This window comes from Brotocaccenecus cirricatena, from assembly GCF_020687045.1.
GTDB classification, from domain to species: Bacteria; Bacillota; Clostridia; order Oscillospirales; family Oscillospiraceae; genus Vescimonas; species Vescimonas cirricatena.
This window is the reverse complement of the sequence record NZ_JAJEPW010000012.1, coordinates 16,483-33,653: the sequence shown is the minus strand read 5'-3', so window position 1 is coordinate 33,653 and position 17,171 is coordinate 16,483. Positions and strand designations below refer to the sequence as shown.

General features: G+C 51.0%; 9 protein-coding genes. All 9 read left to right on the top strand.

Annotation, left to right across the window (positions count from 1 at the left end):
- Positions 1-3: 3 nt before the first annotated feature.
- Positions 4-1,125, top strand: coding sequence for a glycosyltransferase (locus LKD37_RS05885; RefSeq protein ID WP_302928345.1), 1,122 nt, complete (start codon positions 4-6; stop codon positions 1,123-1,125).
- A complete protein-coding gene (locus tag LKD37_RS05880; protein WP_302928344.1) occupies positions 1,122-2,309 on the top strand; it encodes a glycosyltransferase in 1,188 nt (395 codons plus the stop codon). Before LKD37_RS05885 ends, LKD37_RS05880 begins: the two co-directional genes overlap by 4 nt.
- Positions 2,306-3,493, top strand: coding sequence for a hypothetical protein (locus LKD37_RS05875; RefSeq protein WP_302928343.1), 1,188 nt, complete (start codon positions 2,306-2,308; stop codon positions 3,491-3,493). Before LKD37_RS05880 ends, LKD37_RS05875 begins: the two co-directional genes overlap by 4 nt.
- Positions 3,435-4,241: a LicD family protein gene (locus tag LKD37_RS05870; protein WP_302928342.1), complete on the top strand. Its 807-nt coding sequence runs from the start codon at positions 3,435-3,437 to the stop codon at positions 4,239-4,241. Before LKD37_RS05875 ends, LKD37_RS05870 begins: the two co-directional genes overlap by 59 nt.
- A gap of 58 nt (positions 4,242-4,299) precedes the next feature.
- Positions 4,300-4,767: a hypothetical protein gene (locus LKD37_RS05865; protein WP_302928341.1), complete on the top strand. Its 468-nt coding sequence runs from the start codon at positions 4,300-4,302 to the stop codon at positions 4,765-4,767.
- Between the two features lie 18 nt (positions 4,768-4,785).
- Entirely contained in the window at positions 4,786-9,858 is a 5,073-nt protein-coding gene (locus tag LKD37_RS05860; protein WP_302928340.1) for a phosphodiester glycosidase family protein, read from the top strand.
- A gap of 73 nt (positions 9,859-9,931) precedes the next feature.
- A complete protein-coding gene (locus LKD37_RS05855) occupies positions 9,932-10,615 on the top strand; it encodes a prolipoprotein diacylglyceryl transferase family protein (protein WP_302928339.1) in 684 nt (227 codons plus the stop codon).
- Complete coding sequence (locus LKD37_RS05850) at positions 10,612-15,879, top strand: InlB B-repeat-containing protein (RefSeq protein WP_302928338.1); 5,268 nt, start codon at positions 10,612-10,614, stop codon at positions 15,877-15,879. The genes LKD37_RS05855 and LKD37_RS05850 overlap by 4 nt, the downstream gene beginning before the upstream one ends.
- Positions 15,880-15,955: 76 nt before the next feature.
- On the top strand, positions 15,956-17,164 hold the full coding sequence (locus tag LKD37_RS05845; RefSeq protein WP_302928337.1) for a glycosyltransferase: 1,209 nt from the start codon (positions 15,956-15,958) through the stop codon (positions 17,162-17,164).
- Positions 17,165-17,171: the final 7 nt, after the last annotated feature.

The following is a 17,171-nucleotide window of genomic DNA, read 5'->3' as shown; positions in this document are numbered from 1 at the left end:
TTCATGAAATATCTATTCATTAACTCTGTCTATGGATTTGGAAGTACAGGCAGAATTATCGCAGATAAATGTGAACAGCTCAAAAATGAGGGACATGAATGTGCTGCCGCATATGGAAGAACATGTGCAGATAACGGTGCGGCACAATTGATTCGAATCGGTACAAAGCCGGATTATCTGTTTCACGCAGGAATTACGCGCTTATTCGATTTGAATGGGTACGGCTCCAGAGCAGCAACACAGCGATTACTTTCACAAATCGAGCATTTTCAGCCGGATGTGATTTGGCTGCACAATCTGCATGGCTACTATTTAAATATTGAACTGCTCTTCAAATGGTTGAAAAAGCATTCTCAGATCAAAATCCTTTGGACGCTTCACGATTGCTGGGCATTTACCGGACACTGTGCTCATTTCAGCGCCGCAAAATGTGACCGCTGGAAATCCGGCTGCGGAGATTGTCCACAGTTGAAGGCATATCCCAAAACATATGGGGCGGATCACACGCAGAGGAACTACCGGCAGAAACAGGTGTGTTTTACTGGCTTGGCAAACTTAACGATCATTGTTCCATCAGAGTGGTTAGCCCGGACAGTGAAGCAAAGCTTCTTAAAAGAATACCCTGTTGAGGTATTACATAATCAGATTGATAAAAGCCTGTTCAAGCCAACGCCAAGTGGTTTCCGAAAGCAATACGGATTGGATGGGAAAACAGTTGTTCTGGGTGCAGCCAGCGTTTGGGATAAGGAGAAAGGACTGCTCGATTTTTGCCGACTGCGGGAAAAGCTGGACAGCCAATTTGCAATCGTCTTGGTAGGCGTGACGGAAAAGCAGAAAAGTAGGCTCTTGCCAGGAATCCTGGCCCTACCCCGTACAGCCAATCCCGGAGAGTTGGCCGAAATATACAGTGCAGCAGACGTGTTCGTCAATCCTACGCACCAGGATACATACCCGACGGTGAACTTGGAAGCCAGAGCCTGCGGGACGCCAGTTATCACCTATGATGTCGGTGGCAGCCCTGAGAGTGCGGGTGGAAAGTACATTGTAAAAGAAAATGATATTGACGGGCTGGCAGAGCAAATTTATAAACTGACGGAACGAGAAGCGGTGGAGCTATCTGTATGATTATTTTGGGACCATTGTTCCCAGAGAAACGGGAACAGGAAATTATATCCGCATCAAAACGAGGCGTCTCCAATGCGGCGAATAACTTTCAATGGAATCTGATTAAGGGAATCCATACGAATACAGATGAACCGCTGATTGTTATCAATGCCTTACCGGTTGGAACATGGCCTAAAAACTTCAAAATCTTTCACCTGAAAGATAAAGACTGGTCCTGTGGGAGCATAGTCGGCCATGAGGTCGGCTGTTGGAATATCCCGCTCGTAAAACAATTCATACGAATGAGGAAGGTACGAGCGTGGCTGAAGAAGTATCCACGTGAATCAGAACTCCTGATTTTCACAGCATATCTTCCGTTTTTGTGGGCTGTCAACAAACTGAAGCCCGAATACAAAGTAACGGCAGTGATTACGGATATTCCCGAGTTTTATGATATGCACCAGGTTTCTGTATTCAGGAAACTTTTGCGGAGAATCCACTGCAAAATTGTTTATCACTTTATGGCAAGGGTAGATCGTTTCATCCTCCTGACGGAACAAATGGCTGTGCCTTTGCATGTAGGCAATCGCCCATACCTCGTGATGGAGGGAATGTGCGGGGATGTTGCAGATGAACCGCCGGTTTCAAAGCCTCAACCATTTTCCATGCTATATACAGGACGGTTGAACCGGCGCTATGGCCTTGAATTACTCCTTCAAGCGATGAAGGAATTGCAGGATCCTAATATTGAATTGTGGCTGTGCGGCTCCGGGGAAATGGAGGAAGAAATTCGCACGTATGCAGCACAGGATTCCCGTATTCGCTTTTTCGGCTTTTTACCACATGAGGAAGCGGTGCAGCTGCAGAAGCAAGCAACCGTGCTTGTCAACCCCAGAACCAATCAGGGTGAATACACGAAATACAGCTTTCCCTCCAAGACCATGGAGTATATGGCATCCGGCCATCCGGTCATGATGTTTCGTCTGGATGGGATACCCGGAGAGTATGATCCATTCTTAACTTATATTCCAGAGGAGAGCGCTGCTTCCATTCGGGATACGGTGGAATCTCTCAGGAAATTAAGCCCGTCAGAGCTGAATGCGATGGGCGCGAGAGGGAGAGAGTTTGTGCTGAAGAATAAAAATCGAAATGTGCAAATGCGCCGGGTCCTGGACTTCATTCATAAGGAGCAACGCGACGCATGACAATTGTACCTCTGTTCCTGCTGACGCTCGGTGCGATCAATTGGGGATATGCATATCCGCTGGTGTTCCTGTTTGTAGCTCTGCTGCGGCAGCGAATGCTTGGCAGAGAAATCTATTTTAACTTCTTGTATGCGCCAGGCTTTTGGCTGCTGCTGTCTGCAGGCATGACATATGCCTTGATTGGAATGCGGACGATCTCGGGTGTGTACCACCATGGAATTCTGCCAGTCGTCGCATTCGCAATCGGTTGGCTCATCGCTGAGGGAAGTTCTGATAAACAAATCCGAGATGGCATTTTGGCGCTGGCAGCCGGATTTGGAACTTACGCAACCTTGAATATGCTGGTCAACATCGGAAATAACCGATACCGTTTGATTGATTTCTGGACAGGTACATATCGAGCTGCAACGGGATCCGGCGCACTAAATACGCTGCCGATCTCAGTTACCCCCTATGCGGTGAAGTTCGAGAAAAGGCTCCCGGTAAAGATCCTGTTCCTTGCGTTGTTTCTTGCCACAATTCAGTACATGTTCATGCTGGGAACACGAACACAATTCGCAATTTTTCTGCTGATCGTGATTCTTGCCGCACTGCAATTCGCATACAGCGAGCAAGGCATTGCCGGAGTTTTGAAATGTATTGGAATCATGGCCGCTATCAGCCTGATTGCGTTTCTGCTCTACCATTTCAATGTCTTGTCCATAAGGGATTATATCCTGAGTACAAATCTGGCGGCACGCTATGAGCGGCGGGCATCCTTAGAAAATTCGGATTCTTTCCGCTTTCAAAGCTTTTGGATCGGACTGCGTGAATTAATTCAGTACCCGATGGGCGGCCGAGCCAGTCAGATATATCGCCATAACATGTGGTTGGATGTTGGCAGAGTTTCAGGAATCATTCCATTTTGCTTGCTGTTGATTTATTCCATTAAAAACTTTGCCAATGTGACGGTGATATGGAAGAGCAAACAAATTCTTCCGTCACTGCGATACCTTCTTCTGTTCCTGTATATCGGCGCATACGTCAATTGCTCTGTTGAACCAATTTGGGAAGGTGCATTGAACTTCTTCCTTGCTCTGTGCGTAGTGGATGGAATGGTCAGTGCAATGATGAGGAGATTAGAGAATGACCCCAATCCAGAAGAAAGTGCTCCAGATACTTCAAAGCTTCATGCAGATCTGTGATCAGCTGCAGTTGAAATACTTTTTAGTATGCGGCAGTGCGCTGGGGGCGGTTAAGTATGGCGGCTTTGTCCCTTGGGATGATGATGTCGATGTCGCGTTATTTCGCAATGATTATGAACGCTTCTGCAAGGAAGCTCCGGCTTTGCTTCCGGAACAGCTCTTCCTTCAAAACTTTCAATCAGACCCTGCATTTCCCGCAATCTACAGCAAGCTGAGGAATTCAGAAACGACCTGCATTGAGGAAAGTATCGCGGCACTTCCAATCAACCATGGAATCAGCATTGACATTTTCCCTCTGGATGGGTACCCGAAAGATAAAAAAGAGCAGGAACGACTGGAGCGCAAGAAAGCCTGGTTTGCCAGAAAGCTATCCATTCCCTGTGTTCGTCCTGAGCGATGGAAAGAAGCGGTTGTGAATCCGCTGCGAGCTTTGGGCTTTGGTAAAAACACCGCACAAACTGCTGCGGCCTATACAGCATTGATCTCTGCATGGCCGGTAGAATCCTCGAATGTCATCGCAAATCACGGAAACTGGCAAGGCCGTTTGGAATACCACAGAAAAGAAATATATGGCGATGGCAGCTACGGCATATTCGAGGGGCTTCCTGTCCGGCTTCCGGAAGACTGTGATGCGTATCTGAAGCAGAAGTATGGTGACTATTGGCAAGATCCACCGCCAGATAAGCAAAGAAGCCATCACAGATACTTGAAATTAGATACCGAGCGTCCATACACGGAATACTTGTGATTTTAGGGCACACGCCCTGAAGAATATAGCAAAATCAAAAATAAAGGAAGGTTATGGAATGAAAAGAAAGACACCAGTCAAACTGATAGGCTATTTGTTATGCGTTGCACTTTTGTGTGGCCTATTGGCCGGATGCGGCAATGACAAAGTGCAGAAAGAGCAGAATGATAATGTTTCTGCAGATACGATTCCAGAAGATGTAGTCGTTCATACAGACTACGGTGATCTGCATTATCCGGATCGTTGGCAGGAGTATGTTACCATTCGCCAGGAGCAGAACGGAAACACGATTGCGGTTACCTTTGAAACCAAGAGCGGAGAAGAAACCTATGAATTGTTCAAGGTTTTAATTGGTGATGACAGCAGCGAGGTTGTCGGCAGCCTGACGGATGACACAGGAGCCCAGCGAAATGTTTATCTGCATGTAGATGAACTGCCTGCCGACTCTGGCTTGGACGAGACAGAGCAGACCCGCTTCTACGCAATGCAGGAGGACTTAAATTATCTGATCGATAATTTAAAATAAATGTAAGGAGAAACTGTCATGGCGAGAGGAACAATGAAAAGGTATCTGTCAATGTGCCTTGTCGTCGTCATGCTGCTGACAACGCTGCTGCCTGTTGGCGCGTATGCGGCAGATGACTCGGCAATTGAGGATACCACCACAAACTATGAAGAACCTGTTGCTTCTGAACTCGAGGATATCTCCATTGAACTGGAAGACCAGGAATCGGAGCAGGCGGATGACACAGCTGCTGTCACTGAGATTTCAGACTATGCGACATTCCTTTCCTGCTTCAAGGTTCTGGAGGGCTATGCCCAGACCTATGCGGAAGAAAATGCTGGTGAGAATGCCAATGCGCTGATCATCAACTATATCCGTACAGGCGTGGAGCGGTACACCTCCGGCACTTGGGAAATGGTCTGCGGCAAAGAGAATACTGCCTTTACCGCCTATGTTTCCGAGCAGGATACCGCGAACAACACCTCGGCTTCTGCACTGAAGAACTTGGGCAATTTCACATTGCCCAATGGCAATAAAGTTGACCTTGGCCATGTGTTTGGCGCAATGGATGTGGCTAATTACGCCAAGGTGCAGGGCATGACGGATGCTGTTGTTCAGGCTCGTGCCGACATGGGCAGTTGGGCCGGTGACATTACGGATCTGATGTACTGCGCCGAAAACGTGGATATCGCTGACAAGGTAGATACCACGGAGACTGATGTCGATACACTTGCTGCCAACATTCGCGCAAGATACCTCGGCGTGGATTACGGCACGCTCAACAGTGTGGATCACTCCTTCACCGACACGGACCTCTATGGCGACATGGATGCGTTCTATCTCACAACGGAGATGAATCGCGGCGGTGTGGCTCTGAGTACGATCATCGAGAACTACTTCACCGCAGGGCTTACAGATGCAAGCCGTGCTTCCTACTTCCTGACTAACCGTCTGGGCGGCATGGTCACCAAGGACGGTATCCGGAGCAAAGTCCTGAGCACCTATACCGGCAATACTCTGATTGGTGCGCTGGAGAGCTCCTATTCTCTGACTGACCTTTCCAATTATGAGACGCTGCGTAAAGCGTGCTGCTACGCTTTTGCGGATTACCTCTTTGACCTTGCAGGTGACCCCAACGGCACCGACCCGGTTGACCCTGATCCCGAACCCGACCCGGAGCCGGATGATGCATACTACTCTGTGTTCTCTTCGGATACGACAACAGTCGCTCCCGGCGTGACGCAGACGATCAACTATGCGCTGACCAAGGACGACAAGCAGATCGTTTACTACATTGCCACGGCGGATATCGCCCGAGAGGATGTGAGCATCCACGCCAATTATCACGCCAACGATCCGAGCCAGGGCTGGGCCATGTCCCGTGTATCTGACCAGATGGCGGCGGCCCAGAAGCGGCATTCCGATCCGTCCGATGCGGCGAATTATGTGGAGCATTACAATGCCGTGGTCGGCGTGAATGCGGACTTCTACAACATGACGACCGGCGCTCCCAGCGGCGCGCTGGTCATGGAGGGTGTCGAATACCACAGCGGCGCATCGGCGAACTTCTTTGCAATCCTGAAGGATGGAACCGCCATGATCGGCAGCTCCAGCGATTACGCAGCCTATAAAGGCCAAATCCAAGAGGCTGTCGGCGGCAGCGTTTATCTGGTCAAGGATGGAAAGTCCGTCGTGACCAGCGCAGCAGACTATTATAACAGCCGTCATTCCCGCACCTGTGTGGGTATCACCGCTGAGGGCAATGTTGTCTTGATGGTGCTGGACGGCCGTCAGGAACCCTTCTCCGCCGGCGGCAGTGCTGAAGAACTGGCACAGATCATGCTGGACGCAGGCTGTGTGACCGCAATCAATCTGGACGGTGGCGGTTCCACTACCTTCGTAGCGAAGCAGGAAGGCAGCGATACGCTCACGGTCGTGAATCGGCCTTCTGATGGCTATGAGCGTTCCGTCAGCTCCTCTCTGATGGTGGTCTCCACGGCCCCTGCCTCCACGGAGTTCGATCATGCCCTGATCACCTCCGCTTATGATTACTTGACGAGCGGCGCCGCAGTCCGCTTGATCGCTTCCGGTGTCAGTGTGTCCGGCAGCGCGGCGGAACTCCCTGCCGATATCACATGGAAGTCCGCGGATGAAACCATCGGTACCGTCTCTGAAGATGGTGTTTTCACCGCCGTCAAGAAAGGCAGCGTGGAAATTCAGCTCCTGTCCGGTGACACGGTGATCGGCAGCAAGACGCTTACCGTGGTCGAGCCGAATGGCCTGAAATTCTCCAAAACGAGCATCAACGCCATTTACGGAGATTCGGTACGCCTTCCTCTGGTTGCAACCTATAACGAGAATCCCGTCGCTGTGTGCGCAGGCGATATCACATTTGAACTGAGCAACAGCGCAGCAGGTACTGTGGAAGCTGCGAACAATGGCTTTGCCTTTACCGGCAGCGAGGAGTCCGGTCTGCGCAATGTGACCATCACGGCCATGATCACGCGGGACTACTCCATCAGTGCCACGATCAAGGTCGCTATGTACAGTGCCAATCAGGCGATTTTCGACTTTGACAACGCCACAAGCGGCGACAGAACCTTCGCATGGACAAGAGATGTCTCCAATGCGGAATATCTCCCCGGCGGCGACGGCGAGACAGACCGCTATCATGTGATCGATCCCAGCCAGCCCATGAATGTCACCTATGTCTTTGGACTGGATATGATGACGATCAAGGTGCCTGAAAAGCTGGAGCCGCTTCTGTCCATGGTTGCTGGCGGCGATATTTCCGGCATTACAGCTTGGGATATGCTGCTCCAGCTGGCAGAGCGTGTCAGCTCGAAGACTGAGGTGACGGTGAAGTTCCAGTTTGACCAGAATGTCGCTGTGGACATCTCCAACCTGACGGTGTCGAATGATTACTTCCGTCTTACATCCGCATCCTTGGACGAGAATAATCTGCTCACTGTGAAGTGCAACTTCATCAAGCAGAGCCAGGCCATCGATCCTGACACGGCCAACCCCATCTGCATCCTCAGCGGCGTGAAGCTGTCTGCCAAGGACGGCGCACAGTGGGATGCGGATCAGTGCCTGAGTATCGAGAACTCCGGTTCGGTCGGCTACGATATCTATCTGGGCGCAAATGCACTCTACAGCATGGCCAAGCAGACCTCCTTCCAGGAGCAGTATGGGATCTATCCCTATGAGGAGCCGGAGAATACCACGCACCCCTGCGGCGGTCATTTCTACTGCGAATCGTATCAGGAATTCACGGATCGTTTCATCCTGGACAACGGCTCTTGGTCCGGCTGGAAAACGGTCAACGGTACATCCTACTACTTCGTCGAGAACAACGCCTTGAAGGGAATCCACAAGGTTCCTGGCCTCAACGATGAGAGCAACGAGTATTTCTACCAGTTCAATGAGACGACCGGTGCTTGCGAGGGCAAGGTCACTGGACTGATTGAAGTCGACGGCGCATGGTACTACGCCATCAACGGTGTGGCCAAGTCCGGTTGGTGGAACCTGACGGATGCAGATGGCAACAACAGCTACTACTACTTTGACCCCGAGACTTTCCATGGGCTGAATGGTGAAAACAGCAGCTTCTTCCCCAATGTGACCTATCAATTTGAAAACGGCAAACTGGTGAAGGGTGCATGGCTGGCCACGGACCATGGTAAGCGCTACTATTATGGCCCCGGCTTTGTTCAGGGCAAGTGGTACACCATCGAAGGAAATCTGTATTTCTTCAATCAGGACGGTTATCGCTATGAGGGCCTCCGGTATGTAAAACTGCGCGACAACCATGATGACCCGATTTATTGGTACGACTTTGGAGAAGATGGTATCTGCCATGGCGTATATCAGCACACGGGGCTCTTCTACCTCAATGGAAATACGTATTATACCATCAACGGTATGGTCTGCAATGGCCTGTATCTGGCGGAAGACGGATACTACTATTATTTCGGAAGCGTAGACTACACGGCAGTGAAGAACACCCGTCATTGGGTTTCCTATCCCAATGATACTGGCTTTGCACCGGCATTTTATAGCTTTGATGAAGATGGCCGCATGATCATTGATACGCCCGATCCCTCGAAGGATGGCATTGTGAATGAAGACGGCGAACTGTATTACTATGTCAACGGCGTTCGCTTCTACGCTGGCCTGATTCAGATTGACGGCGATTACTACTATGTAAACAGCTCCTGCAAGGTGGTCACAAACCAGCGCTACTGGGTGTCCAAAACCAATGACCTGCTGCCTGCTGGTTTCTACAACTTCGATGTAGACGGCAAAATGACCGATGCGCCCATTCCGACACCTGACCCCGATCCGGATCCCAATCCTGATCCCGAGGTGAAGAACGGCATCGTCAACGAGAATGGCGAACTGTATTACTATGTCAATGGTGTCAAGACCTACGCTGGCCTGATCCAGGTCGATGGTAACTACTACTATGTGAACAGCTACTGCAAGGTCATCACCAATCAGCGTTACTGGGTGTCTAAGACCAATGATCTGCTGACCGCTGGGTTCTACAACTTTGGTGCAGACGGCAAGATGACCGATGCACCCATTCCGACACCTGACCCCGATCCGGATCCCAATCCTGATCCCGAAGTGAAGAACGGCATCGTCAGCGAGGACGGCGAGCTGTATTACTATGTCAATGGTGTCAAGACCTACGCTGGCCTGATTCAGATCGACGGCGCTTACTACTATGTGAACAGCTACTGCAAGGTCATCACCAGTCAGCGTTACTGGGTGTCCAAGACCAACGATCTGCTCCCCGCTGCATTCTACAACTTTGATGCGGAAGGTAAAATGACCGATGCGCCTATTCCGACACCCGACCCCGATCCGGATCCCAATCCTGATCCCGAGGTGAAGAACGGCATCGTCAGCGAGGATGGCGAATTGTATTACTATGTGGACGGCGTCAAGACCTATGCTGGCTTGATTCAGATTGACGGTGATTACTACTATGTGAACAGCTACTGCAAGGTCATCACCAGTCAGCGTTACTGGGTATCTAAGACCAACAACCTGCTGCCTGCCACATTCTACACCTTTGGTGCAGACGGCAAGATGGTGAGATGACCAAATAAGCCATGGGGTATGGCGTATGTGCGTCATACCCCATGGAGGATACGATTATGAAAAGGAGTACGCTTTGCTTGATCTTGTATTTATCTGGCTGAAAGAGCATTCCCTGATCGTACTCTTACTGCTGGGAACTATTTTCAATGTATTCTGGCTGTACAGGATGCGGCGGCAACTCCAAATGAAATGGTATGCCGTACTGATCCTTTCGGTATTGCATACTGCTATCGGCGTATGCAGTGTGAAAGTCTTTGCTTTTCTGGAAAGCGGCGACATAGGAAACATGAGTCTGTTTGGCGGTGTGTTTTTTATGCCGGCAGCCTACTGGCTGGGAGCCAAGCTTACCAAGCGACCTTACTGCAAAGTGTGCGATGTGTTTACTCCGTGCATGCTTTTTACACTGATGTGTGCTCGGGTCAACTGCATCGTCTCTGGATGCTGCTCCGGCTTAGTTATACCGGGAACGCATTTTCACTTTCCCACAAGGGAAATCGAGATTTTCTATTACATTGTGATGCTGATTCTGCTCGTTCCCAGAGTGAAAAAGAGCAAGAACCCCGGCAGCACTTATCCGCTTTATATGGCATCCTACGGAGCGTTCCGCTTTCTTGATGAATTCTTCCGGACGTCCTCTACGGGGATGCTGTTCCACCTCTCTCATGTCTGGGCAGCCATCGCATTTGCGGCGGGACTCAGCATTTACATAGAAATAAACGCCAGAAATCATCAAAGAAAGAAGGTAATAAAGAAATGAAAAGCACATTGAAGCGATTTCTTTCGCTTGTGCTCTGCATGTGCATGGTCTTAACGCTGTTGCCCAATGTGACCATTACAGCATTCGCAGCCGAAAGTGGCGAAGTAACAGGCTTGAGCAATGAAAACATCGGCTTGAGCTACAGCGGAGACAAGACGGATACTTGGTCTGCCAACGGCACGACAGTCACGGGCTCAATCCAGAGTTCAAGTGGTTGCGGTACAACGCATTACAGTTCGACCCTCACAATTACCAACAAGCGCAGTATTGCTGCGACGTTGAGCTTTGATTATGCAATCGATCCGCAGGGTGGAACGATTCAAGTAGACGGAACCGCCATTACTGCGGGCGGTACATTCTCCAAAGAGCTCGCTGCTGGCGAAAAGGTAAATATATATATCAAGTCCAACAGCACCAGCGCTGCCACCAAGATCACCATGACCAACCTTGCGCTGTCTGCCAACATTGAAGCGACGGCCACTTTCCTACCCGCAGAAAACGGCTCCTATACTGTGGATGGAAAAGCTGTTACCGAGGAGTTCAGCAACACCCAAAATGCGATGAACGCCTATAAACTGGTTGCGACGCCAGATGCTGGCTATCAGTTCCGCGGTTGGTACAACGTGACGACAAATCAATATGTGGGCACGGACACGACCATCTTGCTGAATGTAGAGGCTGACTGCACCCTCACGGCTTTGTTTGCGCCTGAGACCGCTGGCCTTTTTGAAACTGGAGGCCAGGTTTTTGACGAGCTAAATGATGCAATCACATATGCACAGGCAAACAGCATTGAAAAAATCACTCTCCAGAGCAAGACAGCTACGCTCAATCAGAATTATACGATTCCCAGCGGAATCACACTCCTGGTTCCGTTTGATGCGGGCAAAACGCTGTTCACGACAACTCCCACTGCATTGACTCCAGGCCATCAGGCAGCTACGAAAAAGAATGAATTTAGATCGTTGACACTTGCTGAGGGCGTTACTCTCACGGTGGAGGGTGGCCTCAGCGTTGGCGGTCAATATCAATCTGCTTCCGGCGGCTCCAATAGCTATATGTCCGGGGATTACGGTCAGGTTTGGCTGAATGCTGGCAGCAATATCACCGTAAAGAGCGGCGGCAATCTGTACGCTTGGGGCTTTGTCTCCGGTGCGGGCACAGTCACGGTAAAATCCGGTGGTACAGTCTATGAGTGGTATCAGATTCTGGACTTCCGCGGCGGTAGTGCAACAATGGGTATCGGCAATAAGGTCTTTCCCTTCAATCAGTACGATATTCAAAACGTGGAATCAGCAATGACTTTGGAGCAGGGAGCGACAGAAACTGCGTTTGCGGCGGTTTATGCCAGCAGCCGGATCAATACCTCCGCCATTCCCTTTATCGGGGATACCGGCATGTTCAAAATTGTCTCCGGCAGCATGACCAAAATGTATGACGGCACAACGGATCGTATCATTTATACAGTCAATGGTGAAGCTGAAGTCAATAATCTGAACCTGAAGTTGGCCGGTTCTTCTGTCAACTCTAAAAAATATGTTCTGCCTATTACAAATAACATGACGATCAACTTGGCGGAAGACAGTAAATTGACAGTAAACCAGATTGCAGCACTTCTGCCCGGCGTTCAGGCCAACATCGCAAGCGGCGCAGAACTGGTGGTTTCCAACAGTGTTGCCATCTATGTCTATGACCAGGATGAGTGGGGCGGCTATTGTGACACCTATAGCCTGAAATTCAAAGCTGTTGGTTACGCGCCCAGCAAGACCTATAACCGCACTGAAAAAGATCTTGTAGATGCAAAGGTGGATGTCAATGGTACACTGACCGTCAATGGAACCATGTATACCACAGAAAGCGGTGCGGACATCTGCTCCAGCGCCGGTACCGGTGTCTATAACCAGCGGGGTAAACCCGGCACGGAGACCACGACGTATCAGTACACGCAGAGCGGTTCCAGCGTGACGGCACATGACATCCCCATCACCGCCGCTAAGCTGCACAATGCTGACGGCTCTTACGCGGAAACTGCGACCGCAAGCGCTGGCGATATCATTAACTATGTCAATGGCGTTTGGGGCGGCGAAGAGTCCACAGAGCTGACGGTTACCTTTGAAGCCAACGGAAGTGCGGAATATCCGGTCGAAGGCACGATGGCCCCGCAGAGCGTAACCGCAAAGAAGGATACGGCGCTGAATGCAAACACCTTCACTCGTGAAGGCTACAACTTCCTGAACTGGAATACGGTGGCAGATGGTACTGGTGACTCCTATGCGGATGGTGCGACCGTTAATCTGACGGCAGATACCACGCTCTACGCCCAGTGGGAGGACAACCATTCTCTCACCAAGGTGATCAACAAAAAGGATGCCACCTGCACCGAGGATGGCTACACCGGTGATACGGTCTGCGCCATCTGCGGCAAGGAAATCACCAAGGGCGAAACTATTCAGGCTAAGGGCCATACCGAGGTCATTGACGCAAGGGTCGAGCCGACCTGCACCAAATCCGGCAAGACCGAGGGCAAGCACTGCTCCGTCTGCAACGCAATCATCGTTGCGCAGACTGAGATCCCTGCGACCGGCCACACTGAGAAGACCGTTGTGGGCAAGCCCGCAACCTGTACCGAAACGGGTCTGACGGATGGCATCAGCTGCTCTGTCTGCGGAACGGTTATCAAAGCGCAGGAAGAGATCCCCGCCAAGGGCCACAGCTGGGATGAGGGCGAGATCACGACCTCTCCTACCTGTGAGAATGCCGGCGTCAAGACCTACACCTGCACAGTTTGCAGTGCAACCAAGACCGAAGCAATCGATGCAACCGGGCATACCCCTGTTGAAGTTGCGGAACAGCCCGCTACCTGCACCGAGGCTGGTCATACAGCCGGTACGAAGTGCTCCGTTTGTGATGCGATTCTCTCCGGTATGGAAGAGATCCCCGCGACCGGCCACACAGAAGTAATCGATGCAGCAAAGGCTCCAACCTGCACTGAGACTGGTCTGACCGAAGGCAAGCACTGCTCCGTCTGCAATACTGTACTCGTTGCCCAGGAAGAAATCCCCGCCAAGGGACATACCGAGGTCATTGATCCGGCAGTTGAGCCGACTTGCACCGAACCTGGCAAAACTGAGGGCAAGCACTGCTCCGTCTGCAATGAGATCATCATTGCACAGACAGAGATTCCCGCCAAGGGGCACACCGAAGTCATTGACGCAGCAAAGGCTCCGACCTGCACCGAGCCTGGCCTGACGGAAGGCAAGCATTGCTCTGTTTGCAACGAAGTCATTGTTAAACAGGAAGTGATCCCGGCTACCGGTCACAAGCCGGAGATTCGCAATGCGGTCGAAGCGACGCTTACGACACCCGGTTACACCGGCGACACTTACTGCTCTGTCTGCAATGAACTGCTGAAACAAGGCAAGGAAATTCCTAAGACCGGCGCACACATCACCTGGGTGATCGATGGCGAGGTCGTTGCAGAAGAAGATTATCTAAAGGGTACCATGCCTTCCTTCAAGGGCAGCACAGATAAGGCTCCTGACGAGAACTACCGCTACACCTTCACCAGCTGGGACCCGGAGGTTGTGGTTGCTGAAGAGGATGCCACTTATACGGCACAGTACTCTGCAACTGCCCGTGTGTTCTACACCATCACCTTCAATGCCAACGGCGGCGAAGGCAGTATGGAGCCTCAGCGCTTTGAAGTCGGTGTGGACACTGCCTTGAATACCAACGCCTTTACCCGTGAGAGCTACAATTTCATCGGCTGGAACACTGCCGCAGATGGCAGCGGAGCCACCTATGCCGATGAGGGCGCAATTCTTGAACTGACCGGAGATATAACGCTGTATGCACAGTGGCAGTTCTGGAACGGCTGGTTTACGGATGTGAACGGCAAGCAGTACTACAAGGACGGCGAACTGCAGAAGACTGGTTGGACAGTCATTGACGGCAATACCTACTATCTGGACACCGAAAACGGATACGCGGCTACCGGAATCACGACGCTGGTCCCCGATGGAGCAACGGAAGAAGCCCGCTGCGTCTTTGATGCGGAAGGCGTATTCCAGAGCGACGTTACCGGTGTTTACAGCGTCGGAGCGGACACCTATTGGCTCAACAGCGGCATCATCGAAGAAGAAGCCGGTTTGAAGCGCGTTGTCAAGGAGAACGGCGAGGTCAACTATTATTACTTCGCGGTTCAGAAGAATCTGGAGGAGCGTGACGGACTTACCCTCTCGGCTGCAGTAAAGAGCACAGTGCTGAATGGCAAGGATTGCTGGCTCCATAAGACCAATGGCCTTGCGCTTCCGGAGTGGGGCTACTACTTCGATGAAAACGGCGTCATTCTGCACGACGAGGACACCAGCAAAAACGGGATCCTGAAGGATGGCGAAGACCTCTTCTACTATGTCGACGGCATCAAGGCTCCTGCAGGCATGATCAAGATCGGTGATGATTACTACTATGCCAACAGCAAGGGTCAGCTGATCGTGAACCAGACATACTACTGCTCCAGAATGAACGGCCTGATGGAGGAAGGAACCTATGCCTTTGACGCAGAGGGCAAGCTCATTCAGGGCGCAACGGACAAGAATGGCATCGTAAAGGACGATGACGGCGTGCTTCGTTACTATGTCAACGGAAAGGTAACCTATGTTGGCCTGATTGAAATTGACGGTGATTTCTACTATGTCCGCAGCAACGGTGAGGTCGTGACCGATTGTGTGTACTGGATCACCTGGACGCATGGCCTGAAGGAAGCCGGTTACTACACGTTCGATGAAAACGGAAAGCTGACCGGCACTCCGAAGAATGGCATTGTCGAGGAAGATGGCGTTTTGCATTACTATGTCAACGGAACACTGACCTATGCGGGCCTCATCAAAATTGGCGATGATTATTACTATGTGAATTCCAAGTGCGAAGTGGTACGCGATTGCGATTACTACATTTCCTGGACACATGATCTGCTGCCGCAGGGCAGATATCACTTCGACACAGATGGCAAGCTGACAGGCAGCGTCGCACCTCTGAAAAACGGGATCTACGAGGAAGATGGAAGCCTGTACTTCTACAGGAACGGTGAACGTGCTTATGCCGGTCTGATCCAGATTGATGGCGACTACTACTATGTGCGTTCCACTTGTGAGGTCGTCCATGACCGCAGCTACTATGTGTACTGGACGCACGGCCTGATGCCGGAGGGATATTACAACTTTGACAGTGCTGGACGGATGATTCTGGACAGCGAAACCGAGTAAATACACCGGAACTGCCGGGGCGTACCTTGGCGCCTCGGCGGTTCTCTTTTATCACACAACATCGGAGATGAGAAGGATGAAAGTGCTGTTTGTCAATTTGGTATATGGAACCGGAAGCACTGGGAAAATCATCGCTGATATCATGAATCTGCTGAAAAAGTATGACAATGATGTAAAGGCTTTATATGGAACGGGAGCATGCTCCGACAATGCGGATGCAGTAAAAGTGTCCGGAGATTTCGGCTTTTACTTTCACAACGCAGTATCACGATTCACAGACCATGCGGGGTTATACTCCTGGGCGGCGACCAGAAAGATGATCCGGGAGATCAGAGCCTTTCATCCTGATCTTATCCATCTGCACACGCTGCACGGCTTCTATGTGAATTATGAGATGCTGTTCCGCTTCTTGAAGGAAGCGAATATCCCCGTCGTTTGGACCTTGCATGATTGCTGGACTTTTACCGGACATTGCACACATTTCTCGCAAGTCAAGTGTATGCAATGGCAGACCGAGTGCCGGGACTGCAAATTGCTGTACCGGTATCCGCAATGCTATTGGAAGGGAGATGTAAGGCGTAACTTCCTTCGCAAAAAGAATGCCTTTACCGGTGTAAAAAATCTGACCATCACAACACCCTCGCAATGGCTTGTGGATCAGGTTTCCAAGTCGTTTCTACAGAACTATCCGCGAACCGTTATCCCCAACGGAATCGACCGCACGATCTTCCGCCCACAGTCCAGCAGCTTGCGTGAAAAGTATCATCTGGAAGATAAGAAGATCGTCCTCGGAGTAGCCAATGCATGGAATGCACGCAAGGGTCTGCCGGATTTGCTGACGCTTGCTGGCCGCCTCGACTCTGACTATCAGGTGGTTTTGATTGGCCTAATCGAAAAGCAACTGCCAGATATCCCCTCCGATGTGCTTGGGCTTTTACGCACGGCAAACCAAACAGAACTGGCGCAGTGGTACTCCGCTGCAGATGTGTTTGTGAACCCTACCTATGAGGAAACCTTTGGCCTGACTACGGTAGAGGCCCAGGCGTGCGGAACGCCAGTGGTGGTATATGAGACGGACGGTTGTCCTGAAACGGTAGCACCGGGAAATGGACGCTTGGTTCCGCAGGGCGATATACAGGCATTGGAAAATGCCGTGAGAGACGTGGCAGACAGCAACTGGCGTGCGGATCCTAAAAAAATGGCGCGTTTTGACAAGGACACGGTGTATCAGGGCTATGTCGAACTCTATGAAAATGTTTTGTCTACTTTGAAAAAGGGCGTGTGATGGCTAC

Excerpts from the sequence above, each read along its gene's own strand:
- LKD37_RS05865 (WP_302928341.1), top strand. The coding sequence starts at position 4,300 with ATGAAAAGAAAGACACCAGTCAAACTGATAGGCTATTTGTTATGCGTT.
- LKD37_RS05845 (WP_302928337.1), top strand. The coding sequence starts at position 15,956 with ATGAAAGTGCTGTTTGTCAATTTGGTATATGGAACCGGAAGCACTGGG.
- LKD37_RS05870 (WP_302928342.1), top strand. The coding sequence starts at position 3,435 with ATGACCCCAATCCAGAAGAAAGTGCTCCAGATACTTCAAAGCTTCATG.
- LKD37_RS05880 (WP_302928344.1), top strand. The coding sequence starts at position 1,122 with ATGATTATTTTGGGACCATTGTTCCCAGAGAAACGGGAACAGGAAATT.
- LKD37_RS05860 (WP_302928340.1), top strand. The coding sequence starts at position 4,786 with ATGGCGAGAGGAACAATGAAAAGGTATCTGTCAATGTGCCTTGTCGTC.
- LKD37_RS05875 (WP_302928343.1), top strand. The coding sequence starts at position 2,306 with ATGACAATTGTACCTCTGTTCCTGCTGACGCTCGGTGCGATCAATTGG.
- LKD37_RS05850 (WP_302928338.1), top strand. The coding sequence starts at position 10,612 with ATGAAAAGCACATTGAAGCGATTTCTTTCGCTTGTGCTCTGCATGTGC.
- LKD37_RS05885 (WP_302928345.1), top strand. The coding sequence starts at position 4 with ATGAAATATCTATTCATTAACTCTGTCTATGGATTTGGAAGTACAGGC.